General features: G+C 66.0%; 17 protein-coding genes. 7 read left to right on the top strand and 10 right to left on the bottom strand.

The window, feature by feature from the left end; translation table 11 throughout:
* Window positions 1–34 precede the first annotated feature (34 nt).
* Both V9K84_RS22670 and V9K84_RS22665 read left to right on the top strand, forming a co-directional pair.
* Complete coding sequence (locus V9K84_RS22670; protein ID WP_088514611.1) at window positions 35–1,525, top strand: YifB family Mg chelatase-like AAA ATPase; 1,491 nt, start codon at window positions 35–37, stop codon at window positions 1,523–1,525.
* A 100-nt stretch (window positions 1,526–1,625) separates the two neighbouring features.
* Window positions 1,626–3,410, top strand: coding sequence for a monovalent cation:proton antiporter-2 (CPA2) family protein (locus V9K84_RS22665; RefSeq protein WP_088514610.1), 1,785 nt, complete (start codon window positions 1,626–1,628; stop codon window positions 3,408–3,410).
* Window positions 3,411–3,413: 3 nt separating this feature from the next.
* Here the strand turns inward: V9K84_RS22665 and V9K84_RS22660 are convergent, their stop codons facing one another.
* The 5 genes from V9K84_RS22660 to V9K84_RS22640 all read right to left on the bottom strand — a co-directional run bounded on the left by V9K84_RS22660 (window position 3,414) and on the right by V9K84_RS22640 (window position 10,370).
* Window positions 3,414–4,214, bottom strand: a complete 801-nt coding sequence (locus V9K84_RS22660) for a tetratricopeptide repeat protein (RefSeq protein ID WP_338792658.1) — start codon at window positions 4,212–4,214, stop codon at window positions 3,414–3,416.
* Window positions 4,180–5,229 carry a M48 family metallopeptidase gene (locus V9K84_RS22655; protein WP_338792656.1) on the bottom strand — a complete coding sequence of 350 codons (1,050 nt, stop codon included), beginning with the start codon at window positions 5,227–5,229 and terminating at the stop codon, window positions 4,180–4,182. Before V9K84_RS22655 ends, V9K84_RS22660 begins: the two co-directional genes overlap by 35 nt.
* A 5-nt stretch (window positions 5,230–5,234) precedes the next feature.
* The gene (locus V9K84_RS22650; protein ID WP_088514608.1) at window positions 5,235–7,235 is read right to left on the bottom strand and encodes a DUF4034 domain-containing protein; all 2,001 of its coding nucleotides are present in this window, start codon (window positions 7,233–7,235) and stop codon (window positions 5,235–5,237) included.
* Window positions 7,236–7,480: 245 nt separating this feature from the next.
* Window positions 7,481–8,767, bottom strand: a complete 1,287-nt coding sequence (locus tag V9K84_RS22645) for an FAD-binding oxidoreductase (RefSeq protein WP_088514607.1) — start codon at window positions 8,765–8,767, stop codon at window positions 7,481–7,483.
* A gap of 112 nt (window positions 8,768–8,879) precedes the next feature.
* The gene (locus tag V9K84_RS22640; RefSeq protein WP_043863343.1) at window positions 8,880–10,370 is read right to left on the bottom strand and encodes an aldehyde dehydrogenase family protein; all 1,491 of its coding nucleotides are present in this window, start codon (window positions 10,368–10,370) and stop codon (window positions 8,880–8,882) included.
* 139 nt (window positions 10,371–10,509) lie between these two features.
* Between V9K84_RS22640 and V9K84_RS22635 the strand changes: the two genes are divergently transcribed.
* Together V9K84_RS22635 and V9K84_RS22630 are read left to right on the top strand one after the other, a co-directional pair.
* On the top strand, window positions 10,510–11,409 hold the full coding sequence (locus V9K84_RS22635; protein ID WP_043863342.1) for a LysR family transcriptional regulator: 900 nt from the start codon (window positions 10,510–10,512) through the stop codon (window positions 11,407–11,409).
* A 95-nt stretch (window positions 11,410–11,504) separates the two neighbouring features.
* On the top strand, window positions 11,505–12,905 hold the full coding sequence (locus tag V9K84_RS22630) for a VOC family protein (protein ID WP_088514606.1): 1,401 nt from the start codon (window positions 11,505–11,507) through the stop codon (window positions 12,903–12,905).
* Between the two features lie 62 nt (window positions 12,906–12,967).
* On the opposite strand, the gene V9K84_RS22625 is transcribed toward V9K84_RS22630, so the two are convergent.
* A complete protein-coding gene (locus V9K84_RS22625; protein WP_058541724.1) occupies window positions 12,968–14,953 on the bottom strand; it encodes a methyl-accepting chemotaxis protein in 1,986 nt (661 codons plus the stop codon).
* 153 nt (window positions 14,954–15,106) lie between these two features.
* Window positions 15,107–16,051: a LysR substrate-binding domain-containing protein gene (locus V9K84_RS22620; protein WP_043863339.1), complete on the bottom strand. Its 945-nt coding sequence runs from the start codon at window positions 16,049–16,051 to the stop codon at window positions 15,107–15,109.
* 150 nt (window positions 16,052–16,201) lie between these two features.
* Here V9K84_RS22620 and V9K84_RS22615 point away from each other — a divergent pair, with 150 nt between their 5' ends.
* Entirely contained in the window at window positions 16,202–17,587 is a 1,386-nt protein-coding gene (locus V9K84_RS22615; RefSeq protein WP_088514605.1) for a NorM family multidrug efflux MATE transporter, read from the top strand.
* Between the two features lie 59 nt (window positions 17,588–17,646).
* Here V9K84_RS22615 and V9K84_RS22610 read toward each other — a convergent pair whose 3' ends face one another.
* The gene (locus V9K84_RS22610) at window positions 17,647–19,311 is read right to left on the bottom strand and encodes a bifunctional diguanylate cyclase/phosphodiesterase (protein ID WP_043863337.1); all 1,665 of its coding nucleotides are present in this window, start codon (window positions 19,309–19,311) and stop codon (window positions 17,647–17,649) included.
* A gap of 265 nt (window positions 19,312–19,576) precedes the next feature.
* Here V9K84_RS22610 and rep point away from each other — a divergent pair, with 265 nt between their 5' ends.
* Window positions 19,577–21,586 (top strand): DNA helicase Rep, encoded by a 2,010-nt coding sequence (gene rep / locus V9K84_RS22605; protein ID WP_088514604.1) that lies wholly within the window; start codon window positions 19,577–19,579, stop codon window positions 21,584–21,586.
* 62 nt (window positions 21,587–21,648) lie between these two features.
* Window positions 21,649–22,221 (top strand): xanthine phosphoribosyltransferase, encoded by a 573-nt coding sequence (locus V9K84_RS22600; protein ID WP_043863335.1) that lies wholly within the window; start codon window positions 21,649–21,651, stop codon window positions 22,219–22,221.
* Between the two features lie 84 nt (window positions 22,222–22,305).
* On the opposite strand, the gene V9K84_RS22595 is transcribed toward V9K84_RS22600, so the two are convergent.
* Together V9K84_RS22595 and V9K84_RS22590 are read right to left on the bottom strand one after the other, a co-directional pair.
* Window positions 22,306–24,165: an acetyl-CoA hydrolase/transferase C-terminal domain-containing protein gene (locus V9K84_RS22595; protein ID WP_088514603.1), complete on the bottom strand. Its 1,860-nt coding sequence runs from the start codon at window positions 24,163–24,165 to the stop codon at window positions 22,306–22,308.
* A gap of 123 nt (window positions 24,166–24,288) precedes the next feature.
* Window positions 24,289–24,696, bottom strand: a complete 408-nt coding sequence (locus V9K84_RS22590; RefSeq protein ID WP_043863333.1) for a c-type cytochrome — start codon at window positions 24,694–24,696, stop codon at window positions 24,289–24,291.
* Window positions 24,697–24,767: the final 71 nt, after the last annotated feature.

Below are 24,767 nucleotides of genomic sequence, written 5' to 3'. Positions count from 1 at the left end.
CAGGACGCGGCATTGTCCCGATCATGGAGTGTGCATGTCCCTCGCCCTTGTCCACAGCCGCGCCCAGGTGGGCGTACTGGCCCCTGCGGTCACCATCGAAGCGCACCTGGCCAACGGCCTGCCCAACCTGACCCTGGTCGGCCTGCCCGAAGCCACGGTAAAGGAAAGCAAGGACCGTGTGCGCAGCGCCATCCTCAACTCCGGCCTGGAGTTCCCCGCGCGGCGCATCACCCTCAACCTCGCCCCCGCCGACCTGCCCAAGGATGGCGGACGCTTCGACCTGGCCATAGCCCTGGGCATCCTGGCCGCCAACGGGCAGATGCCGATCGCCTCGCTGCACGCAGTGGAATGCCTGGGCGAGCTGGCGCTGTCGGGGGCGGTGCGCTGCGTGCAGGGCGTGCTGCCGGCCGCCCTTGCGGCCCGCGAAGCCGGGCGCGCGCTGGTGGTGCCACGGGAGAATGCCGAGGAGGCCTGCCTGGCTTCGGGCCTGGTGGTGTACGCCGTAGACCACCTGCTGGAGCTGGTCGCGCACCTCAACGGCCAGCAGCCCCTCGAACCCTACAAGGCCAACGGCCTGGTCCTGCACAGCCAGCCCTACCCCGACCTCAACGAGGTGCAGGGCCAGCTCGCCGCCAAGCGTGCCCTGCTGGTCGCGGCGGCCGGGGCCCACAACCTGCTGTTCAGCGGGCCACCCGGCACCGGCAAGACCCTGCTCGCCAGCCGCCTGCCCGGCCTGCTGCCACCGCTGAACGAGCGCGAAGCGCTGGAAGTGGCGGCCATCCAGTCGGTCGCCAGCCCGCTGCCGCTCAACAGCTGGCCGCAGCGTCCGTTTCGCCACCCGCATCACTCGGCGTCGGGGGCCGCACTGGTCGGCGGTGGCAGCCGCCCGCAACCCGGCGAGATCACCCTGGCCCACCATGGCGTGCTGTTTCTGGATGAGTTGCCGGAGTTCGAGCGGCGCGTGCTGGAAGTGCTGCGCGAGCCCCTGGAATCGGGCGAAATCGTGATCGCCCGGGCCAAGGACAAGATCCGCTTCCCGGCCCGCTTCCAACTGGTGGCGGCGATGAACCCCTGCCCCTGCGGCTACCATGGCGACCCCACCGGTCGCTGTCGATGCAGCAGCGACCAGATCCAGCGCTACCGCAACAAGCTCTCCGGCCCGTTGCTTGATCGCATCGACCTGCACCTGACCGTCGCCCGTGAAGCCACGGCGCTCTCGCACTGCACCGACAACGGCCCCGCCAGTGCCCACATCGCAGGGCAGGTGGCTGCCGCACGCGAACGACAACAACAGCGCCAGGGCTGTGCCAACGCCTTTCTCGAGCTGCCCGGCCTGCGCCAGCACTGCGCACTGTCCGCTGACGATCAGCACTGGCTGGAAACCGCGTGCGAACGACTAACCTTGTCGCTACGGGCCGCGCACCGCCTGCTCAAGGTGGCGCGTACGCTGGCCGATCTGGAACAGGCCGCACACATTGCGCGCGTGCACCTGGCCGAGGCCCTGCAGTACCGCCCCGGGCCTTAGGTGCCTTGACGCCCATCGGTTTGTGCAATGCCGGGCGCAGCCTCATCATGCGCCCTCACTGTTCAACGCTGCCGCCGTAGCAGCCCCCTGGAGCCGAGCGATGCCACACGAAGGCAGCCTTTTGCAAACAGCCGTCATCTTCCTGCTTGCCGCGGTCATTGCGGTGCCCCTGGCCAAGCGTTTGCAACTGGGCGCCGTGATCGGCTACCTGCTCGCAGGCGTCGCCATCGGCCCCCAGGTACTGGGGCTGATCCGCGACACCGAAAGCGTCGCGCACATTTCCGAGCTGGGTGTGGTGCTGTTGCTGTTCATCATCGGCCTGGAGCTTTCGCCGCGCCGCCTGTGGCTGATGCGCAAATCGGTGTTCGGCGTGGGGCTGGCGCAGGTGCTGCTGACGGGCGCCGTGATCGGCGCCATTGCCCTGTTCGGCTTCGGCCAGCCAATGCCCGCCGCCGTGGTCGTCGGCCTGGGCCTGGCGTTATCGTCCACCGCCCTTGGCCTGCAAAGCCTGGCCGAAAGCAAGCAGCTCAACGCCCCCCATGGACGCCTGGCCTTCGCCGTGCTGCTGTTCCAGGATATCGCGGCCATTCCGCTGATCGCCCTGGTGCCCCTGTTGGCCGCCAGCGGCCCGGACACCAGCCACGGCGACAGCCTGGCACATGGCCTGAAGGTGTTCGCCAGCATCGCGGTGGTGATCGTCGGCGGCCGCTATCTGCTGCGCCCGGTGTTTCGCATCGTCGCCCGTACCGGGCTGCCGGAAGTCTCCACCGCCACCGCGCTGCTGGTGGTGATCGGTACTGCCTGGCTGATGGAAGAAGCCGGCATCTCCATGGCACTGGGCGCCTTCCTCGCCGGCCTGCTGCTGGCTGACTCCGAGTACCGCCATGAGCTCGAATCGCAGATCGAGCCCTTCAAGGGCCTGCTGCTCGGGCTGTTCTTCATCAGCGTGGGCATGGGGGCCAACCTGGGCATGCTGCTGCAGAGCCCGGGCCTGCTGTTGGGCCTGACCCTGTTGCTGGTGGCAGTCAAGTTGCCACTGTTGATGCTGGTCGGCCGCATCGGGGGGCTGAACGCGGGCAATGCGTTGCGCCTGGGGGTGGTACTGGCGGCAGGCGGCGAATTTGCCTTCGTGGTATTCAAGCTGGGCAAGGATCAGGGCCTGTTCGACACCTACACCTATGACCTGCTACTGATGACCATCACCCTGTCGATGGCCGTCACGCCTCTGTTGCTGCTGGCCTGCACGCGCCTGCTCAAGCACCGCCAGGCACCCCGTGAAGTGCCCGAGCAGTACCGGCAGATCCAGACCGATGCGCCGCGCGTGGTAATCGTCGGCATGGGGCGCATGGGCCAGATCGTCTCGCGCATATTGCGTGCCCAGAAGATTCCCTTCGTTGCCCTGGACACCTCGGTGGACGCCATCGAGCTGACCCGCACCTTCGAGCAGGCGCCGGTATTCTACGGCGACCCGCTGCGCGCAGAAGTGCTGCATGCCGCCAAGGTGGGCGAGGCCGAGTACTTCGTGATCACCACCGATGACCCCGAAGTAACGACTCGCACCGCTGAACGGGTCAAGCGCCTGTACCCGCACCTCAAGGTGCTCGCCCGTGCGCGTAACCGCCAGCATGTGCACAAGCTGACCGATGTGGGCGCGGTGCCGATCCGCGAGACGTTCTACTCAAGCCTGGAAATGACCCGCCGCGCCCTGGTGGGGCTGGGGCTTTCCGAAGCGCAGGCAGCAGACCGTATCCAGCGCTTCACCGAACATGACGAGCAGGTGCTGGAAACCCAGGGCCTGGTGCGCAATGACCGCGCCAAGGTCATGCAGAACGCCAAGGAAGCACGGGCGGAGTTGGCGCGGCTGTTCGAGTCGGATGCAGAATGAGCGCTACAGCAACGCGCTCAAGCGCAGCTGCGACGCCTGCGAGCAGAACACCAGCCGCGCATCCCCGGCCGACATCACCACGGGCACCAGGTCCAGGCGAATGCGCGGCAGCAGGCGGTTGAGCATCTGCTGGCAATCCCGGCGCAGGTAGCTGTCTTCGCCGGTCAGGCGACTGACCAGGCGGAAAGTCAGCGAGTCCCGCGCCAGTACCAGCAAAATGTAGCGCCGTGTGCCGGTCTCGCGCAGCAACCACACGCCGGTCGCCAGTTTCAGCAGCGGCGTGAGCGTCTCGATCAGCTTGTTGCGCTCCACGGGCACCAGGTCGTGGGGCACCCACTCGCCGTCTTCACCGTCATCGTCGCTATCGGCACGCTGCAGGGCATCGGCCTCGCGCCGATAGTGCTCGGCCGCGCCGCGGTCATCGCCGCGCAGGGCCAGCACGCTGAGCTTGCGCAGGCTGTACAGCTGCAACGGCCCGCGCTGCTCGGCCACCTGCCGCCACAGTGCTGCGGCGGCGTCCGGGCGCCCGGCCTGGGCATGACACTCGGCCAGCTGATAGCGCACCGCCGCGTCCGGCGCCTGCTGCAGTGCATCTTCCAGCAAACGCAGCGCCTCATCGCCCGCCTCGCCAAGGGTGCGGTACAGCCAGGCCAGCCGGGCAATCTCGTGGCCCGACAGCGCACGGATACGCCGTTTGCGCTGCAGGTCGTGCTGCTCGGCCACCAATGCCTCGCGCTCGTCACGGGCGCGCTGGCAATGCCGGGCATTGTCATCGGCCTGCTGTTCGTCCAGGCGCTGCGCCAATGGCAGGTGCTGCTCGCCCAGCCAGGCCTGCGCCGCGCTGGGCTGGCTGCGCTGCCATACCAGTGCCGCATCGGGCTGATCGGGTGCCCCCCCCCAGCGCCGCCAGGCGGTCGGCCAGCGCCGGGTGGGTATCGCTGTCGTCGGTCTCGTTGCACAGTGCGCCATGCAGCCAGCTGCGGGCCTCGGCAATGTCCTGCGGCAGGCTCGGCGCACCGCTGCGGGCCAGGTCGGTCAATGGCGTGGCGCTGCCGTCAAGAAACACCTTGGGCCAGAACGCCTGCTCCAGCGCCCGCCCCTGCAAGGCCAAGCCGACCAGCGCCTCGCGCATCGCCTCGACCCCGCCTACCCGCGCCGCCTCGGCGTCGGCCTGGTACTCGCAGCGCCGCGCAAAATCCATGCTCACGGCCAGAAAACGCGGCACGTACCAGCCCACGAACAGACGCAGCGGCGCGCTCGACAACGAGCGATGGCGCTCCAGCCGCTCGCTCGCCGCCTGCCATTGCAGCCGTGCGAAATACACGCGGCTGGCATAGCGGCCATGACGCTGGGCGATGTGCGCGCACTCATGCGCCAGGATCGCCGCACAGGCCCGCGGCGACAGCGTGTCGAGCAAGGGCAGGCCCAGCCACATCACGTTGCGCGTCCTGCGAAACAGTACGTGGTGCTGGCGGATACTGGCGTTGAAGTCGTCGTTCAGGTACACCGCATCCAGCGCAGGCGCGCCGAGTGCCAGGCGCAACCGCTCGATTTCCTCGAACAGCTGCGGCGCGTCCACTGCCTGCAGGGCGATGCCGTCCTCGCTGGAATCGGCACGCGTCGCAAAGGGCAGCTTGAGCATGCTGTAGCCGAACATGCCCGCTGGCAGGGTCACGAACCCGGCCAGCAGCCCCGCAGCACCGGGCAGCCACATGCACATCGCCAGCGGCAGCGCGCACAGGGCCAGCCCGCCCACCAGCAGAAAGCCGTTGCCCAGCAGCAGCCAGGCACGAAGTCGCAACCGTTGCAGTGCGGCCATGGGCGTTACTGCGCCGGCTTGGGCGGCAGGTCGTCGGCGCCGACCCTGCCACGCCCCAGGAACGCACCGAACACGCTGGTGACACTCTTGAGCAGGCTGTGGGAGTTGAGCACCTCGTACTGGACTTCTTGGATGCCTTCGTTGTCGGGCAACTGGGTCACGGCATGCTGCGCCCACTCGATGGCAGCGAAGCGGCTTTGCTGAACGCCCTGCCCGCGCAGGTAGGCCAGTGCGATCTCGGCACTGGTACGCGCCGAGACCCAGTCATCGTCACAGTCGACCAGCGAACGCAGGTACTTCACGCCGGTTTGCTGTTCTTCGGCAGTGCCGAAGTCGCGCAGCAGGATGCCGATGCGGATGCGCGCGCGCTGTTCTGCCCGCGACGATTGGCGGGCGCCTTCGAACAGGCGCAGCACCTCGTCGAGGTTGGCACGCACACGCATGTCCAGCTCGTCGTCGAAAAGCTTTTTCCAGGCCAGGTTGAACATGCTCTGCGGGCAGCCGTCCTGGGCACCGCGCTCCAGCCAGCGCAGGCTTTCGCTCTCGTCCACATAGCGTTGCGGGGCCTCTTCACGGGCACCGGTGTGTACCTCGTGCAGGAAATAGGCCGCGCCCGGCAGGCCACGCTCGCCCCATTGCACCGCCAGGAAGTAACCCTCGTCGTGGCGCCCACCGTCCCACAGGAATGACGGCAGGCTGACGATGTCCAGGCCCGAGTCACCCAGGTCGTGTTCGCCCAGCACCCGCGCGCGGTCCAGCAAGGCCGGTACACACTGCGGGTCCTTGTCGAAACCCCACAGGCCGAACTGGTGACCGACAGCCTTGATCGCCACCGGCACGCCCAACTCGTTCATCGCGCACATGCGCTCGACCGCCACCTTGAAGGCACCGGTTTCGTCGGCCATGTTGGCCACCATGGTGAGGTAGACGAAGCTGTGGAACGGCCCCTCGACATGGCGGAAGTACTCGCCTTCGGGGAAGGCCTGCACGCTCGCGACCTGCATCGCCATCGCACGTGGCTGGTTGTCCAGCGAATAGCTGCAGAACTGGCCGAAGTAACCCAGCGCATAACCGCGGTAGGCTGGCAGCAGGTCGCGCTGCAGCCAGGCCTCGAAGTGCTCGAGGTACTCGCGTGCAGCGTTGAATTCCTCCTTGGCGGGGTAATCCTCGTGGATGTCGTAGAACGCCAGCCAGCGGATCGCATTGCGCTGCGCCTCGCTCAGCGCGGCGCACAGCGGCCCGCTGGCAAAGCCTTCGATGTCTTCGTAGCTGCCGCCCCAGCGCGGCAACAGGTAGTTGGCATAGTTGAGCAGCGCTTCCAGGCAGTCCGGGCGCCACTCCATCACGCGGTGCAGCCAGTAATCCTGCCCCTGGTCCATCTCGTGCGCCTGGCGTTGCGGCAAGCCGGCCGGCAGCGCCGTGGGGGCCTGTTGCAATGGCGTCAGGCCGTAGTGGGCCAGGTGTTCGACCGCCATCTCCAGTGTTTCGGGGTCCTGGTTGTCGCTGGCCATGCCCTTGGCAGGCTCGCCACCGAACAGCGCGTTCAGCCACGCTGGCTCATGGAAATGCGCGCACAGCTCCATCAGGGTGACGCCTGCAGCCACCGGCTGCGGCGAACGTTCGAGCGCCGCCAGCAGGTGCACCGCCGACAGTTCACAGGCCAGCGCCGCGCCCAGCCAGCAGTCGTCGGTCACGCTGTTGGCCCAGCCGTTGCCGCGGATATTGCCGGCGCGGCCATAGCAGTAGTTGCCCAGGAACAGGCGCGGATGGAAGGCATCCGGGCAGGCGGCGACCCACGCCTGCAGAAAGCGTGCGATCTCCGGCGCCGGGGTCACACTGAAGTCGAACAGCGTGCCGGTGCGGGCGGTGTCCAGATAATGGTGGGTGCCAGGCTCGGCGCTGCTCCACTCGGCCTGCAGGGCATCGAAGTAGCTGTTCAGCTCGGCGAAGGACTCGGTACGAACCAGGTCACGCAGGTGGAGGCGAATATGGGGAATGTTGTGCAAGTGGCACCCTTCAAGTCCGTTTTAGCGAGCGCGTTCAGCGCAAAGGCGCTCATGATGGCGGCGAAGGCTAAACGACACTACCGATTGGATCCAGTCCAATTGAAAAAATCGCGGGTGTTAATGATTCTCGACCGGGCGCGAGCGGTACGGGGCGTTGAAAATGCGGGCAGGTGGACGGCATGCGGGCAATGCCGAAGGCCATCGACCAGGGCATCCCTGTCGATGGCCGCGCACTGGAGCGGGGGTTACAGCAGCACGCGCAGGCACTGCCCGGCGTGGTACAGCGAAAAGCCGGTTTCGTAGAAGCCGGTGCGCAGCAACGGGGCCGATACCGGTTTCATCGGGGCGAACGGGATCGGCAGTGCATCCGGATCGTCCTGCAGCAGGTACTGTGCGAAGGCCTTGCCGATCACAGTACCGGTGGTATTGCCACGGCCGTTGTAACCGGTGACCGCAACGATGCCCGGGGCCGGTTCGAACAGGCGCATCAGGTGGTCCGGGGTGAAGTCGATACAGCCGGTCCAGTGCATTTCCCAGTCGACCTTGCCCAGTTGCGGGAAGTAGTGCCCCTGGATGCGGTCGGCCCAGCTGCGCACGAACCACGCCGGCTTGTTGTCGACCCGGCCCATGCTGCCCAGCAGCAGGCGGCCCTGGTCGTCGCGACGGATGCTGCTGAGCACCGTGCGCGTGTCCCACGAGCCCTGGCCGTGCTTGAGCACGTTGTCGGCCGCAGCGCCCTGCAGGGGCTTGGAAGCCACCTGGTAGTAGTAGCCGCGAAAGTACTGCTTCTGCAACGCGGTCCAGTCGCCCTCGGTGTAGGCACCGGTGGAGATCACCACCTTGTCGGCGCTGACCGCGCCATGGGCAGTCTTCACCAGCCAGGCGCTGCCTTCGCGGGTGAGCCCGGTGACAGCGGACTGTTCGAACACCTGCCCACCCAGACGGCGTACCGCGGCGGCCAGGCCACGGGTGTAGCCCATGGGGTTGATGGTGCCGGCGCGGCGGTCGAGCAACGCGGCGGAAATTTTGTCGGTACCGCAGTATTCCTGGCACTGCGCACCGGTCAGCAGTTCGACGTCGGCACCGCGTCGGCTCCATTGCTGGTGACGCGACTGCAGGTCGGCTACGCCGTTGGCGTTGTGCGCCATGTGCAGGGTGCCTTCGTTGCGTGCCTGGCAGTCGATGCCCAGGCGTTCGATCATGGCGAACACCTCGGCCGGGGCTTCACCCAGTACCTTGTTCAGGCGGCTGCCCTGTTGCTGGCCCAGGGTGGCCTCGACATCGTCGGGGCGGATCCAGGTGCCGGCATTGACCAGCCCGACGTTGCGCCCCGAGCCACCATGGCCGATGACACGGGCTTCGAGCAGCGCGACGGACTTGCCCTGCTCGAGCAGGTTGATGGCCGTGCACAGACCGGTGATACCCCCGCCGATCACGCACACATCGGTCTTGATCTGTGCCGTCAGTGCGGCGGCAGGCGCCGCAGGCGGAGTGACGAACTCCCACAGACATTCTTGACGCAGGTCGGTCATGGCCGCCTCCGTTGGTTGGCCTTGGAACGGGAAGCACCCTTCACCGGCAAGGCCGGCCCCTACACGGTTGCGGTAGGAGCCGGCCTTGCCGGCGAAGGGGCCGACGCGGTTATCAGTCGAACACGATGCCCTGCGCCAGCGGTAGCTCGCGCGAGTAGTTCACGGTGTTGGTCTGACGACGCATGTAGGCCTTCCACGAATCGGAACCCGACTCACGGCCACCGCCGGTCTCTTTCTCGCCACCGAACGCGCCACCGATCTCGGCACCGCTGGTGCCGATGTTGACGTTGGCGATGCCGCAGTCGCTGCCCGCCGCGCTCTGGAAGCGCTCGGCCTCACGCAGGTCGGTGGTGAAGATGCACGAGCTCAGGCCCTGTGGCACTTCGTTGTTCAGGCGCAGCGCTTCATCGAATTCGTCATAGGCCAGCACGTAGAGAATCGGCGCGAAGGTTTCATGGCGCACCACCTCGCTCTGACCAGGCATCTCGACGATCGCCGGGCTCACGTAGTAGGCATCCGGGTACTGCTGCTGCAACTGGCGCTCGCCGCCGAACACGCTGCCGCCTTCATCACGGGCACGGGCCAGGGAGTCCTGCATGGCGGTGAACGAACCCTTGTCGATCAGCGGGCCGACCAGGTTGTCCTGGCGCGGGTCGCCGATACGTACCTTGGCGTAGGCGGCTTTGACGCGGGCCACCACTTCGTCCTTGATGGAGCGGTGCACGATCAGGCGACGCAGGGTGGTGCAGCGCTGCCCGGCGGTACCCACGGCGCTGAACAGAATGCCGCGCACGGCCAGGTCCAGGTCGGCGCTCGGGGCCAGGATCATTGCGTTGTTGCCACCCAGCTCGAGGATGCTGCGACCGAAGCGTGCCGCCACGCGTGGGCCGACTTCGCGCCCCATGCGGGTGCTGCCGGTGGCGCTTACCAGCGGTACGCGCGGGTCGTCGACCAGTGCCTGGCCGGCGTCGCGGTCGCCGATGATCAGCTGCGCCAGGCCTTGCGGCGCTTCGCCAAAGGCTTTCAGGGCTTTTTCGAACAGCGCCTGGCAGGCCAGTGCGGTCAGCGGGGTCTTTTCCGATGGCTTCCAGATCACGGCATTGCCGCATACCAGCGCCAGGGTGGTGTTCCACGCCCACACGGCCACCGGGAAGTTGAAGGCGCTGATCACGCCAACCACGCCCAGCGGGTGCCAGGTTTCACGCATGTGGTGGCCCGGGCGCTCGGAGGCGATGGTCAGGCCGTACAGTTGGCGCGACAGGCCGACGGCGAAGTCGCAGATGTCGATCATTTCCTGCACTTCGCCCAGGCCTTCCTGGGTGATCTTGCCGGCTTCGATGGATACCAGTTCGCCCAGTTGCGCCTTGTGCTCACGCAGCACTTCACCAAACAGGCGGATCAGCTCACCGCGACGCGGCGCCGGCACGTTGCGCCAGGCCAGGAAGGCCTGTTCGGCCTGTTCGATCTTGCCCAGTACCTGAGCCTTGGACTCCAGGTGCACCGAGGCAATCGCGCTGCCGTCGATCGGGGTGTGAACGGGATGGTTGCCATGGGTGTAGGCAGAGGCCGGTACACCCAGGCGGTCGAGCAATCCATCAACCATTATTCTTCTCCTGCAAGGCGGTGAGTGGTTGTAATTGGTGATGGGATCAGTATTAATCCGATCACTCTGGCGCTACAAACGACCTTTATTCTGCACATCATTCCGCCAGGTAATGATTCGACGGGTGAGTGATACCGCTATGTCCAAACGTCTGGTGCCGTCGATGGCCGCCCTGCAATGCTTCGAGGCGGCCGCCCGACACCTGAGCTTCACCCGCGCTGCGCAAGAGCTGCACCTGACCCAGAGCGCGGTGAGCAAGCAGGTGGCGCAGCTCGAAGACATGCTGCGCCATCACCTGTTCCTGCGGATCCGCCGACGCCTGCAGCTGACCCCGGCGGGCGCGCTGTACCTGGCCGAGGTGAACAAGATCCTCACCCAGGTCGACATGTCCAGCCGCTACATCCTGTCCTACGGTCAGCAGACCGAAGTGCTCAAGGTGGCCACCCAGCCGAGCTTCGGCGTGCGCTGGCTGATCCCGCACCTGAAGGGCTTCGGCAAGCGCTACCCGAATATACACCTGGATATCTGCAACGAGATGGAGCCTTTCGCCCTGCTGCAGAACACCGCCGACGTGGTGTTCTTCTATGGCCAGGGCACCTGGCCGGGGGCCACGTGCATCGAGCTGTTCGGCGACGAGGTGGTGCCGGTGTGCGCCCCGGAACTGCTGCAGGGGCATACCCTGACCGAGGCCGGCGAGCTGGCCGAGCGCGTGTTGCTGCAAAGCACCTCGCGCCCGGAGGCCTGGCACGAGTGGTTTCTGGAACAGGGCCTGCACTCGGCCAACAGCTACCACGGCCCGCGCTTCGATACCTTCTATATGTGCGTGGGCGCCGCGTTGTCGGGCTGCGGCGTGGCGCTGGTGCCGCGCTATCTGGTGGAGCAGGAACTGGCCGAGGGCAAGCTGGTGATACCGTGGCCCTACGCGATGCGCAGCAGCGGCGCGTACTTTGTGGCGTTCGCCGAGCATGCCGCCGAGGTACCCAAGGTGCGCAGCCTGGTGGAATGGATCCGTGAACAGGCGACCGCGCCGAGGTCCTGAATTACAGGAATGATCCCTCGAATTTTTTTCGCTTGTGCCCGGCCTGCATTCCTCGCTTTCATGTAAGGGTGACTTTTACCACCAGGAAGCTTTCGATGCCCGCTCAAGATTTCGTCAGCCCGGACAGCATTCGCGCGCAGTTTTCCGCGGCCATGTCGCTCATGTACAAGCAGGAGGTGCCGCTCTACGGCACCCTGCTGGAACTGGTGAGCGAGATCAATCAACAGGTGATGACCCAGCAGCCCAAGGTGGCCGAGGCGCTACGCTGGACCGGCGAGATCGAACGCCTGGACCAGGAACGCCACGGCGCCATCCGCGTCGGCACCGCCCAGGAACTGGCGACCATCGGCCGCCTGTTCGCGGTGATGGGCATGTACCCGGTGGGCTACTACGACCTCAGCTCGGCCGGCGTACCGGTGCACTCCACCGCGTTTCGCGCGGTGCACGAGCAGTCGCTGCACATCAGCCCGTTCCGCGTGTTCACCTCGCTGCTGCGCCTGGAGCTGATCGACAACCCGGCCCTGCGCGAGCTGGCCGCATCGATCCTGGCCAAGCGGCAGATCTTCACCCCGCGTGCCTTGCAGCTGATTGCCCAGTTCGAAGCCGACGCAGGCCTGAATGCCGCCGACGCCGAGGCGTTCGTCAATGAAGCACTGCACACCTTCCGCTGGCACCACGACGCGACGGTCACGGCCGAGCAGTACCAGCAACTGCACGACCAGCACCGCCTGATCGCCGATGTGGTGGCCTTCAAGGGCCCGCACATCAACCACCTGACGCCGCGCACCCTGGACATCGATGCGATCCAGGTCGGCATGCCGGCCAAGGGCATTCCGCCCAAGGCCGTGATCGAGGGCCCGCCACCGCGTCGTTGCCCGATCCTGTTGCGTCAGACCAGCTTCAAGGCCTTGCAGGAGCGCGTGGCATTCACCGACCAGCAGGGCAGCGAAGGGGGCAGCCATACCGCACGCTTCGGCGAGATCGAGCAACGCGGCGCGGCGCTGACCCCCAAGGGTCGCGTGCTGTATGACCAGTTGCTGGACGCAGCGCGGGCCGACCTGGGCGGCGTGCCGGCCGAGGCCAATGCCGAGCGCTACATGAGCCTGCTGGGCAAGCGTTTCGAAGCCTTCCCGGACGACCTGGCGCAGATGCGCGAGCAGGGGCTGGCGTACTTCCGCTACTTCCCGACCGAAGCCGGCCTGAGTGCCCGCGACCAGGCGCAGCGGCCGACCTCGCTGAGCGCGTTGATCGAAGCCGGGCATGTGCACTTCGAAGCCCTGGTATACGAGGACTTCCTGCCGGTGAGTGCGGCGGGGATCTTCCAGTCCAACCTGGGCGAAGGCGCGCAGAGCGAGTACGGCAGCAATGCCAACCGCGACGCGTTCGAGCAGGCGCTGGGCAAGTCGGTGCAGGATGAGCTGGCGCTGTATGCCGAGAGCGAGCGGCGCTCGCTGGCAGCGTGTGCGCAGGCGTTGAACCTGCCTGGGCTGATTTAACAGCTTCGCCGGCAAGGTCGGCTCCTACACTGCAGGAGCCGGCCTTGCCGACGAAGGGGCCCTCAATGCCCCACCTCAAACCGCCCCACTTCTGCCCGCAGCTGCCCCGCCAAGCCCTCCAGCTCCCGCGCCGTAGCCGCCAGGTTGGCTGCCACCTCGCGCTGCTCGCTGTTGGCCAGCGCAATACTCTGCAAGTTGCTGCTCAGCAACGTCGCCGTGCTGCTCTGCTCCTGAGTCGCGGTGGTGATCGCGGCAAACTGCTGCCCCGCCGCCCGGCTCTGCTCGTCGATGCGCGCCAAGGCCTCGGCGACCTTGGCATTGCGTTGCAAGCCGTCCTCCATCAAGCGGTTGCCCTGCTCCATGGTGCTGATGGCGTTGCCGGTCTCCTGCTGAATGCTGGCGATCATGCCGGAGATCTCGTCGGTGGCTTCGCGGGTGCGCGCCGCCAGGTTGCGCACCTCGTCCGCCACCACGGCGAACCCGCGCCCCTGCTCGCCCGCCCGTGCCGCCTCGATGGCCGCGTTCAGCGCCAGCAGGTTGGTCCGCTCGGCAATTGAGGTGATGGTGCCGACAATGCCGCCAATCTCCTTCGAGCGCACCCCAAGGGTATCGATCACTGTCGCGGTGCTGCCCAGCGCCTGCGCGATCTGCTGCAACGAGGTGGACGCTTCGTCCATCGATGCACGGCCAATGCGCGTCTGCTGCGCGTTGTCCTGGGCCATGCGTTCGGTGCTGCCCATGTTGTCAGCGATGTTCAGGGAGGTGGCGCTGAACTCCTCGACTGCACCGGCCATGCTGGTGATTTCGCCCGACTGCTGCTCCATGCCCTCGCAAGCACCCGACGACAGCCCCGCCAGCGCCTGAGCACGCTGGCTGACCTGCTGCGAGGCATCACGAATGTGCAGCACAGTGCTCGCCAGCGCTTCGCTCATCTGATTGAAACTGCGCGCCAGTTGGCCGATTTCGTCGTGGCTGGCCACCGCCAGGCGGGCACTCAGGTCGCCCGCGCCCAGGGCCTGGGCCTGACGCACCAGGTCGGCCAGCGGCCGCAGCTTGCGGCGCAGCAGCCACAGGGTGGCGCCCACCGCCAGCATCATGGCCAGCAGGCTGCCAATGGCCAACCTTGCGCCCACGCTCCAGGTCACGGCACGAATCTCGGCCTTGGGCATGCTTGCCAGTACTGTCCACGGGCCGTCGGCAAAGGGCATGGCCACGCTATAGAGGGTTTCGACCCCATCGTTCCAGAAGCGCCCTTCCCCTGCATGCGCAGCAAACCCGCCCAGTTGGTGGGCAGCCAGTGCCGTGTCGCTGACACCTGCCGGCGCCACCAACCAGTGTTGCTGTTCGTCCAGCAGCGCCAGCGACCCCGTCTGGCCGATACGGAAGCGCCGGAGGTTGTCGAACTGGGCGTTCTGCGCGTCCGTATAGTCGAAGCCGACGAACAGGACCGCGATGACCCGACCCGACACGTCACGCACCGGTGTGTACTGGGTCATATACGAGCGCTCGAACAGCACGGCACGCCCCACGTAGGGCTGCCCAGCCATCAGCCGCGCGTAGGCCGGGTGCTGGTGATCGAGCTGAGTGCCGATGGCGCGGCTGCCGTCCTGCTTGGTCAGCGATGTGCTGATACGAATGAAGTCCTCACCGCTGCGCACGAACACGGTGGCAACACCCGCCGTCATCTGGCGAAAGTCGTCAACCTCGCGAAAATCGTTGTTCAGCGCATGGTCCGCCAGGTACAGCGCCGGCGTGGCCACTCCGGCCACGCTGAGTGACTGGTCGGAGGCAAGCCGCAGCCCGCCGGCAAAGCGTTTTTCGAACAGGCCACTGAGGCGCTGGGTACTCTCGCGCAAGGTGCTGTGGAACGTGTCGAGCTGGTCGGCGAGCAGCCGTGCCTCGCTGGCCAGGTGTTCCTGGCGGGTGATCAGGTTGGCGCTGTCGAGCGAGCGCAGGGCAAACAGCGTACTGCCGGTAATGACGACCGCCAGCACGGCGGCCAGGGCAATACCGAGTTGCGAGGCAATTCGGGCACGGGGTTGGGACATGGAAGCTCCTGGCAATGGGGGCCGGATCATCCTGATCACGCTGCACCGTCGGCATGGGGAAGTGGAGCCATTCTGGTTGTGGCTCTCGACCCCACTGATTCGGCGGCGTCATCGATTACTTGAGTGCATCACAGGGATATTCTGCGCAAACGTTCAATCGCCGATGTTTGGCTCATTTGCCCCCAGTATCTGCACCTTGGGCAGGTCCATCGCACGGGCCTCGCCCTGCAGGAAGTCGCTGAGCCGGCGCAGACGCTCGCCACCGGGACGCGTGCGTGGCCACACCAGGTAGTAATTCAGGCCGCTGGCCACCGCCGTCGGCCAGGGCAGGCTCAGGCGCCGCTGGGCGACATCCTCGGCCACCATCAGCAAGTCCCCCATCGACACACCATACCCTCGCGCGGCAGCGATCATGCCCAGCTCGAGGGTATCGAACACCTGGCCGCCCTTGAGCGAGACCTGTTCGGTCAGCCCCATCTGCGCCAGCCAGCTGCGCCAGTCGCGCTTGTCGGGCGTGGGATGCAGCAGTTCGCAGGCCTTCAACTGCTCCACGTCCCAGGGCGTCTGATCAAGCAGCGCGGGCGCACCCACCGGTATCAGCAGTTCGGGGAACAGCGGGCTGACCTCCCAGTCCGGCGGAAAATGCCCGTCGCCCAACAGCACTGCGCAATCGAAGGGCTCATGGTTGAAATCCACATGGTCGACGTCCATCCAGGCACTGGTGAGCTGCACCTCGTTGCCCGGCTGCAAGTGGCGAAAACGGCTCAGGCGCGCCAGCAGCCAGCGCATGGTCAGGGTCGAAGGGGCCTTCATGCGGATCACCCCATCTTCGCTGTGCAGGGTGTTGCAGGCACGCTCAAGTGCGGCGAAACCCTCGCGCACACCGGGCAACAGCAGGCGCGCCGCCTCGCTCAACTGCAGGGTGCGGCCATTGCGCAGAAACAGCCGGCAGGCGAAGTGCTCCTCCAGCGTGCGGATGTGCCGGCTGACCGCACTCTGGGTTATCGATAACTCATCGGCGGCACGGGTGAAAGAACTGTGCCTGGCAGCGGCCTCAAACGCCCGCAAGGCGTAGAGAGGCGGTAAACGGCGTGACATGCGGGCGTGCTCCAGCAAGGAAATACGGGTTGGCACGGATCATACTCACATGAGTTTTAATCATGCCAATGATCGTTTTTATCCTTTTGTGCAATGGCCCGCAAAGGCCGAGAATCCACGGCTCACCCTTCCCTTTTCAGGAGCTGCATCATGCAGGCTGCGCCCGTTACCGAACTCAAGGCATTGCTACGGCTGGCCGGGCCGCTGATCGCCTCGCAGTTGGCGCACATGCTGATGCTGCTCACCGACACCCTGATGATGGCCAAAATCAGCCCCGAGGCCCTGGCTGGTGGCGGGCTGGGCGCGGCCAGCTATTCCTTCGTGTCGATCTTCTGCCTGGGAGTGATTGCCGCCGTCGGTACCCTGGTCGCGATTCGCCAGGGCGCGGGCGACAACCCCGGTGCCACGCGCCTGACCCAGGCCGGGCTATGGCTGGCCTGGGGCATGGCCATCGTCGCCGCGCTGGTACTGTGGAACCTGTCGCCGGTGCTGCTGATGCTGGGCCAGACACCGGGCAACGTGGCCTTTGCCAGCCAGTTCCTGCTGGTGCTGCCGCTGGCCCTGCCCGGCTACCTGAGCTTCATGGCGTTGCGCGGGTTCACCAGTGCACTGGGGCGTTCGACGCCGGTGATGGTGATCAGCCTGGTCGGCACCGTGGTCAATTTCCTGCTCAACTACGCCTTGATCGAAGGCATGTTCGGCCTGCCGAAGCTGGGCCTGATGGGCATCGGCCTGGTGACCGCGTTGGTGGCCAATGCCATGGCCATCGCACTGGCGCTGTACATCCGCCGCCACCCGGCCTACGCGGACTTCCCGATACGCCAGGGCCTGAGCCGCCCGCACCTGCCGGCGTTGCGCGAGCTGTGGCGCCTGGGCCTGCCGATTGGTGGCACCTACACCGTGGAGGTCGGGCTGTTTGCCTTCGCAGCGCTGTGCATCGGCACCATGGGCACCACCGACCTGGGCGCGCACCAGATCGCCCTGCAGATCGTCTCGACCGCGTTCATGATCCCGGCGGGCCTGTCATACGCGGTGACCATGCGTGTGGGCCTGCATTACGGCGCCGACCGCCTGCTGGCGGCGCGTCAGGCCGGGCGCGTGGGCATCGGTTTTGGCGCGGCGATGATGCTCGGTTTCTCGCTGCTGTTCTGGCTGATGCCCGAGGCGCTGGTGGGGCTGTTTCTGGACCGCCAGAACCCGGCCTTCGCCGATGTGATCCGGGTGGCGGTGAGCCTGTTGATGGTGGCGGCGTGGTTCGAGCTGTTCGACGGTATTCAGACCATCGCGATGGGCTCTATTCGCGGGCTCAAGGACGCCAAGACCACGTTCCTGGTGGGGTTGGCCGGGTACTGGCTGATCGGCGCACCGGCGGCGTGGGTGTTCGCGTTTCCCATGGGCGGCGGCGCGGTAGGCGTGTGGTGGGGGCTGGCGCTGGGGTTGGCGTGTGCGGCAATCGGGCTGACGGTGGCGTTCGAGTGGCGGATGCGGCGGTTGCTGGGCAGTTCGCAGATGGCACAGATTTCTGTACAACCTTGAGGGCCTGTTCGCCGTCAAGGCCGGCTCCTACCCTGTTTCGCGCATGCCGGCGACGGGGGCTACAGCGCCACTGCGCCCTGCCCCGCCCCCTGCACCAGATACTCGACCAGTTGCTCGATCGGCAACGGCCGGCTGATCAGAAAGCCCTGCACCTGGTCGCAGCCAAAGCTGCGCAGCAACGCCAGCTGTTCCTCGGTCTCCACGCCCTCGGCCACCACCTCCAGGTTCAGGTTGTGCGCCAGGTTGATCATGGCGTGCACCAGCTTGCGGTTCTCTTCGCGCTGCTCCATGCCACCGACAAAGCTGCGGTCGACCTTGAGCAGGGCGATCGGCAGGCTGTTCAGGTGCACGAACGACGAAAAGCCGGTGCCGAAGTCATCCAGCGAAAACCGCACCCCCAAGCGTCCCAGCGCGTCCATCGTCTGCTTGACCAGGTCGTTGCGCCGCATCACTGCGGTCTCGGTCAGCTCGAACTCCAGCCAGCCCGCATCCACCCCGTGCTCGACGATCAGCCGCCCCAGCGTGGCCAGCAGCTGGCTGTCCTGAAACTGGCGAAATGACAGGTTGACCGCCATGTGCAATGGCGCCAGCCCCTGCTCGCGCAGTGCCTGCATGTCGCGCAGGGCACGCGAGATCACCCAGTACCCCAGCGGCACGATCAGCCCGCTCTGCTCGGCCAGCGGCACGAATTCGCTCGGTGGCAGCAGGCCACGCTCGCTGTGGCGCCAGCGCACCAGTGCCTCCAGGCCGACGATGCGCCCGTCGCTCAGGTCCAGGCGTGGCTGGTAGTGCAGTTCCAGTTCGTCGCGGCGCAGGCCTCGGCGCAGCTCGCTTTCCAGGTCGGCCAGGCTGCGTGCGTTGCGGTTGATGCGCTCGTTGAAGATGTGAAAGGTGCAGCCCTGGGTGCTCTTGGCCTGCTGCATGGCGATGTGCGCGTGCCACATCAGCGGGTCGGCACCAGCCTGCGCACGGGCATGCGCCACGCCCAGGCTGCACCCCAGCAGCAGGCTTTCGCCGTCTATCCAGTAGGGTTCGGCCAGGGCCTCGGTGATGCGCTCGGCCATCCACTCGGCACGCTGCGGCTCGCGCCGGGTGTCGATCAGCAGGGCGAACTCGTCGCTGCCCAGGCGCGCCACCTGATCGCCTGCCTCGAGCTGGCGCTTGAGCCGGCTGACCACCTGCAGGATCAGGCGGTCACCGGCCTGGTGGCCGAGGGCATCGTTGGCGTGGCGGAAGTTGTCCAGGTCCAGGTGCCCGAGGGCCACACCGCGTCCGTCGTTTTCGGCCAGGCGCGCGGCCAGCAGGGTCTGGAAGCCCTGGCGGTTGGCAATGCCGGTCAGCGGGTCCTGCTCGGCCAGGCGCTGCAGGGTGGCTTCGAGCACACCTCGCTCGCGCACATGGCGCAGGCAGCGGCGCAGCATGTCGCCGCTCAACTGCTCGAACACCAGCCAGTCGCTCACACCCGGCGGCGCCTCGCTCGGCTCCTGCTCCAGCAGCAGCACCATGGGCAGGTCGCAACGCCCGGGCGCCGGCTGCAAGCCCGGGGTGGCCAGCACCAGCGCGTTGCGGTCGCGGGCGAACAGGCTGTCGACCGCGTCCCAGCCGGGTGCGGTCACCAGCACCGCGCCACCGCCCAGCGGCAGCAGGCATTCACCAAGGGCAACGGCCCAGTGCGGCCCGTCCGCCAGCAGAAGCAGACGCAACGGTTCGACAAGCGTAGACAAGCTGGCTCCTTAGCACGAGAACGCGGTCAATGACGATGTGGGCGGGATGCTCGATCCTGAACCATCAAATGTAAATGGTTTTCACTTTAACTCACGACATTCCTTCGTCCTGATCCCGCGGTATTTCGCCACGCATCCTGCGGGAAAGTATCAAAAGCGGCAAATTAAGATCGCGTGGTACGTCACACTGTCAGACGGTCGCGGCACAATTGCTCTGCGCCTGCTAAAATGCCCGGCTATTTTTCAGCGACCCCCGGTTAACGTCATGTCCCGACTCAACCCCCGGCAACAGGAAGCCGTGAGCTACGTCGGCGGCCCTCTTTTGGTGCTCGCCGGTGCTGGCTCCGGCAAGACCAGCGTGATCACGCGCAAGATCGCCCACCTGATCCAGAACTGCGGCATCCGTGCCCAGTACATCGTGGCCATGACCTTCACCAACAAGGCGGCGCGCGAGATGAAGGAGCGCGTGGGCACCCTGCTGCGCGGCGGCGAGGGGCGCGGCCTAACGGTATCGACCTTCCACAACCTTGGCCTGAACATCATTCGCAAGGAGCATGAACGGCTGGGCTTCAAGCCGGGTTTCTCGATTTTCGACGAAACCGACGTCAAGGCCCTGATGACCGACATCATGCAGAAGGAATACTCCGGGGACGATGGCGTCGACGAGATCAAGAACATGATCGGCGCCTGGAAGAACGACCTGATCCTGCCGCCCGAGGCCCTGGAGAACGCGCGCAACCCCAAGGAGCAGACCACCGCCATCGTGTATGCGCACTATCAGCGCACGCTCAAGGCGTTCAACGCGGTGGACTTCGACGACTTGATCCTGCTGCCGGTCAAGCTGTTCCAGGACCACCCCGACATTCTGCAGAAGTGGCAGAACAAGGTGCGCTACCTGTTGGTAGACGAATACCAGGACACCAACGCCAGCCAGTACCTGCTGGTGAAGATGCTGATCGGTACGCGCAACCAGTTCACCGTGGTGGGCGACGACGACCAGTCGATCTATGCCTGGCGCGGCGCGCGCCCTGAAAACCTGATGCTGCTCAAGGACGACTACCCGTCCCTGAAGGTGGTGATGCTGGAGCAGAACTACCGCTCCACCAGCCGCATCCTGCGCTGCGCCAACGTGCTGATCTCCAACAACCCCCACGCCTTCGAGAAGCAGCTGTGGAGCGAGATGGGCCACGGCGACGAGATCCGCGTGATCCGCTGCAAGAACGAGGAAGCCGAGGCCGAGCGCGTGGCCATGGAGATCCTCAGCCTGCACCTGCGTACCGACCGCCCGTACAGCGACTTCGCCATCCTCTACCGCGGCAACTACCAGGCCAAGCTGATCGAGCTGAAGTTGCAGCACCACCAGATCCCCTACCGCCTGTCGGGCGGCAACAGTTTCTTCGGGCGCCAGGAAGTAAAAGACCTGATGGCCTACTTCCGCCTGCTGGTGAACCCGGACGACGACAACGCCTACCTGCGCGTGATCAACGTGCCGCGCCGCGAAATCGGCTCCACCACCCTGGAAAAACTCGGCAACTACGCCACCGAACGCAAGGTGTCGATGTATGCCGCCAGCGAGGAGCTGGGCCTGGGCGAGCACCTGGACAGCCGCTTCACCGATCGCCTGCAGCGCTTCAAGCGCTGGATGGACAAGGTGCGCGAGCAGGTCGCGCTGGAAGACCCGATCGCCGCGCTGCGCAGCATGGTGACCGACATCGACTACGAGAACTGGATCCGTACCAACAGTTCCAGTGACAAGGCCGCGGACTTTCGCATGGGCAACGTCTGGTTCCTGATCGAGGCGTTGAAAAACACCCTCGAGAAGGACGAGGAAGGCGGCATGACCATCGAGGAAGCCATCGGCAAGCTGGTGTTGCGCGACATGCTCGAACGCCAGCAGGAAGAGGAAGAAGGCGCCGAGGGCGTGCAGATGATGACGCTGCATGCCTCCAAGGGCCTGGAGTTTCCCTACGTGTTCATCATGGGCATGGAAGAGGAAATCCTCCCGCACCGCTCCAGCATCGAGGCCGACACCATCGAGGAGGAGCGGCGCCTGGCCTACGTGGGCATCACCCGCGCACGCCAGACCCTGGCCTTCACCTTTGCCGCCAAGCGCAAGCAGTACGGCGAGATCATCGATTGCGCGCCAAGCCGCTTCCTCGATGAATTGCCCGATGACGACCTGGCCTGGGAAGGCCTGGACGATACACCCACGGAAGTCAAAGCCGTGCGTGGCAATACGGCCCTGGCCGATATCCGCGCCATGCTCAAACGATAGATAATCCACCTTTGCCCTGGCTTGTTGCCGGGGCCTTTTGGCTACATCGAGGAATTACACCAGTGGAAGCACTGCACCAGAAGATTCGCGAAGAAGGCATCGTGCTTTCCGATCAGGTTCTCAAAGTCGATGCGTTTCTCAACCATCAGATCGACCCTGCGCTGATGCAACTGATTGGCGACGAGTTCGCCCGTCTGTTCGCCGATGCGGGCGTGACCAAGATCGTCACCATCGAGGCCTCGGGGATTGCCCCGGCGGTGATGACCGGTTTGAAGCTGGGCGTGCCGGTGATCTTCGCCCGCAAGCACCAGTCGCTGACCCTGACCGAGAACCTGCTGGTGGCTTCGGTGTACTCGTTCACCAAGCAGACCGAGAACACCGTGGCGATTTCGCCGCGTCACCTCAACAGCAGCGACCGCGTGCTGGTGATCGACGACTTCCTGGCCAACGGCAAGGCGTCGCAGGCGCTGATCTCGATCATCAAGCAGGCCGGCGCAACCGTGGCCGGGCTGGGCATCGTGATCGAGAAGTCGTTCCAGGGCGGACGTGCCGAGCTGGACAGCCAGGGCTATCGCGTCGAATCGCTGGCCCGGGTGAAGTCGCTGGACGGTGGTGTGGTCAGCTTTATCGAGTAAGGCTTACCGACCGCTTCGCCAGCAAGGCTGGCTCCTACAGGTGCTCCACCGCCTGCAGGAGCCGGCCTTGCCGGCGAAAGCGCTCTACGCGGTAGCCTGCAAAGCCGCCAGCAGCAACCGCTGGTACAGGTCCTCCTTCAGCCCGTCCGGCTCGCTCAGGCCCATGCGCCGCAGATGCTCGGGATACCGCTCCGGCCCCGGCGCATCCAGTGCCGCCTTGCCCAGCTCCAGCGCCTCGCTCAACTTGAACTTGCTCTTGAGCCAGTTCAGCGCGCGCAGCAGGTCCTTCTCTTCAGCGGTGAAATCGCTGCCCAGCGGATACTCGGCAAACAACCGCGCATGCCGCCCACGCAATGCCTCAAGCCGCTGCGGCGTGTTCTGCGTGAAGCGCGCATCCAGCTCGAAATCCTGCGCCAGCTTGCCGGCCTTTTTCGCCTGCTCCATCAGCCCGGGCTGAAACCGCGAATCGCTGATCGCCAGCAACCGCGCAATCACCTCGGCGTCGGTCTGCCCGCGCAGGTCGGCAATGCCGTACTCGGTCACCACGATATCGCGCAGATGCCGCGGGATGGTGCAGTGCCCGTAGGTCCACAGCAGGTTGGAACTGACCTCCCCGCCGGCTTCGCGCCAGCTGCGCAGCAGCAGGATGGAACGCCCGCCTTCCAGCGCATGGGCCTGGGCGACGAAGTTGTACTGCCCGCCCACCCCGCTCAGTACGCGACCGTCCTCGAGCTGGTCGGCCACCCCCGCACCCATCAGGGTCATGGTGAACACCGTGTTGATGAAGCGTGCATCGCGGCGCTGTTCGCGCTTGAGGGCCTCGTCGCCGTACAGCTCGTTGATGAAGCTGATCGCGTGCATGGCAAAGGATTTGCGCTGCGCCAGCGGCATCTCGCGCAGGCGCTGGTAGAACGCCTGCGGCCCGAGGAAGAAACCGCCATGCACCAGCACCCCGTCGGCCACCGGCCGGCGCACCACGCCCGCCTCCGCCAGCGCGAGCAATCCGTTCACGAACATCTCGCTGCAGCCATACAGGCCCTGGGCAAACGGCGCAGTGCCGCCTTCACGCTCGATCAGCACCTGCCAGGGCGCCAGGTCGAGGTCGGCGAGCAGCGCCTGGTACTCCGGCGCATCCCCCTGGCGCGCCAGCAACGCGGCGGCCAGCGCATCGCCCATGGCGCCGATGCCGATCTGCAAGGTGCCGCCGTCGCGCACCAGGGTGCTGGCGTGCACGCCGATGAAGTGGTCCTGGGTGGTGACGGGCATGTTCGGCGTGGAGAACAGCCGAGTGGTTTCCGGGGCGTCGATCAACAGGTCGAAATCGTCCTGCGCCAGTTCGCTGTCGCCCGGCATGTAGGGCAGCTCGTCGTGCACGTGCCCCAGCATCAGGATGGTTTCGCCGGCTGCACGCCGGCGCGCGATCATCGGCAGCAGGTCGAGGGTGATGTCGGGGTTGCAGCTCAGGCTCAGGTGCCCGGGGCGCTCGGGGTGGGCGGCAACGATCTGCGCCACCAGGTTCAGGCCCTTGGCATTGATGTCGCGGGCCGCATGACTGTAGTTGCTGCTGACGTAGTCCTGCTGGGCCATGTGGCTGTGCAGCATGCTGCCCGGCTGCATGAAGAACTGCTCGACGCGGATGTTGGCCGGCAACCGGTCGCGGCGCAGGTCCTGCAGGTAGTCGAGTTCGGGGTAGTCGGCGAACACGCGCTCCACGAAGGGTTCGAGAAAGCGCCGCTGCAGGCCATCACCCAGGTCCGGGCGGCCCAGGCTCAGTGCGGTGTAGATTGTCAGTTGCCGCTCGGGCAGCTCACGCACCCGTGCATACAGCGCATTGACGAAGCGGTTGGGCTTGCCCAGGCCCAGTGGCAGGCCCATGTGGATGTGCGCCGGCAAACGCGCCAGCACTTCGTCCACGGCGATCTCGATCGAACAGCGGTGCGCCATCTCGGCCTCCTAGGCATCCGTGATTCCAGGGTTGGACCGAGCATGCCCCGCGTTTGCTGCAATGGCCAGCGTCAGAAACGACAAAGCCCGCACGTGGCGGGCCTTGTAGCTGCAGCGTCGGGCTTACTTGAGGCCGGACATCTTCTCGATGGCGGCCTTGAGGTCGTCATCCGAGCAGTCGGCACAGGTGCCTTTTGGCGGCATGGCGTTGATGCCGGTGATGGCCTTGGCCAGGATGCCGTCCAGGCCGCCCTGATGGTCGGCGCGCTCTTTCCAGGCGGCGGTATCGCCGATCTTCGGTGCGCCCAGCAGACCGCTGCCATGGCACGCGTTGCAGTGCTTGGCGATGACTTCATCCGGGGTCTTGGCACCGCCACCGCCGGCAGTGGCGGCCACTTCCATGCCCTTGCATTCCTGCCCTTGTACACACACCTGACCGACCGGCTCCAGCCGCTTGGCGATGTCGTCATTGGTCACAGCCTGGGCGTTGACGGCCCATAGGGCTACTACGGCTGCTGGTACGGCCAGCATTGTCTTGATTAGATTCACGCGTACACCCTCATGGTGGCTAGTCACGCCCGCGGCCACGGTTTCGCAGGCCG

The sequence above is a fragment of the Pseudomonas sp. AE27 genome (assembly GCF_037113495.1).
GTDB lineage: Bacteria > Pseudomonadota > Gammaproteobacteria > Pseudomonadales > Pseudomonadaceae > Aquipseudomonas > Aquipseudomonas palmensis.
The sequence above is the reverse complement of the archived record's forward strand: the minus strand, read 5'-3'. Positions and strand labels throughout refer to the sequence as shown.

Excerpts from the sequence above, each read along its gene's own strand:
- V9K84_RS22670 (WP_088514611.1), top strand. The coding sequence starts at position 35 with ATGTCCCTCGCCCTTGTCCACAGCCGCGCCCAGGTGGGCGTACTGGCC.
- V9K84_RS22665 (WP_088514610.1), top strand. The coding sequence starts at position 1,626 with ATGCCACACGAAGGCAGCCTTTTGCAAACAGCCGTCATCTTCCTGCTT.
- V9K84_RS22655 (WP_338792656.1), bottom strand. The coding sequence starts at position 5,229 with ATGGCCGCACTGCAACGGTTGCGACTTCGTGCCTGGCTGCTGCTGGGC.
- V9K84_RS22645 (WP_088514607.1), bottom strand. The coding sequence starts at position 8,767 with ATGACCGACCTGCGTCAAGAATGTCTGTGGGAGTTCGTCACTCCGCCT.
- V9K84_RS22640 (WP_043863343.1), bottom strand. The coding sequence starts at position 10,370 with ATGGTTGATGGATTGCTCGACCGCCTGGGTGTACCGGCCTCTGCCTAC.
- V9K84_RS22635 (WP_043863342.1), top strand. The coding sequence starts at position 10,510 with ATGTCCAAACGTCTGGTGCCGTCGATGGCCGCCCTGCAATGCTTCGAG.
- V9K84_RS22630 (WP_088514606.1), top strand. The coding sequence starts at position 11,505 with ATGCCCGCTCAAGATTTCGTCAGCCCGGACAGCATTCGCGCGCAGTTT.
- V9K84_RS22625 (WP_058541724.1), bottom strand. The coding sequence starts at position 14,953 with ATGTCCCAACCCCGTGCCCGAATTGCCTCGCAACTCGGTATTGCCCTG.
- V9K84_RS22620 (WP_043863339.1), bottom strand. The coding sequence starts at position 16,051 with ATGTCACGCCGTTTACCGCCTCTCTACGCCTTGCGGGCGTTTGAGGCC.
- V9K84_RS22615 (WP_088514605.1), top strand. The coding sequence starts at position 16,202 with ATGCAGGCTGCGCCCGTTACCGAACTCAAGGCATTGCTACGGCTGGCC.
- rep (WP_088514604.1), top strand. The coding sequence starts at position 19,577 with ATGTCCCGACTCAACCCCCGGCAACAGGAAGCCGTGAGCTACGTCGGC.
- V9K84_RS22595 (WP_088514603.1), bottom strand. The coding sequence starts at position 24,165 with ATGGCGCACCGCTGTTCGATCGAGATCGCCGTGGACGAAGTGCTGGCG.
- V9K84_RS22590 (WP_043863333.1), bottom strand. The coding sequence starts at position 24,696 with ATGCTGGCCGTACCAGCAGCCGTAGTAGCCCTATGGGCCGTCAACGCC.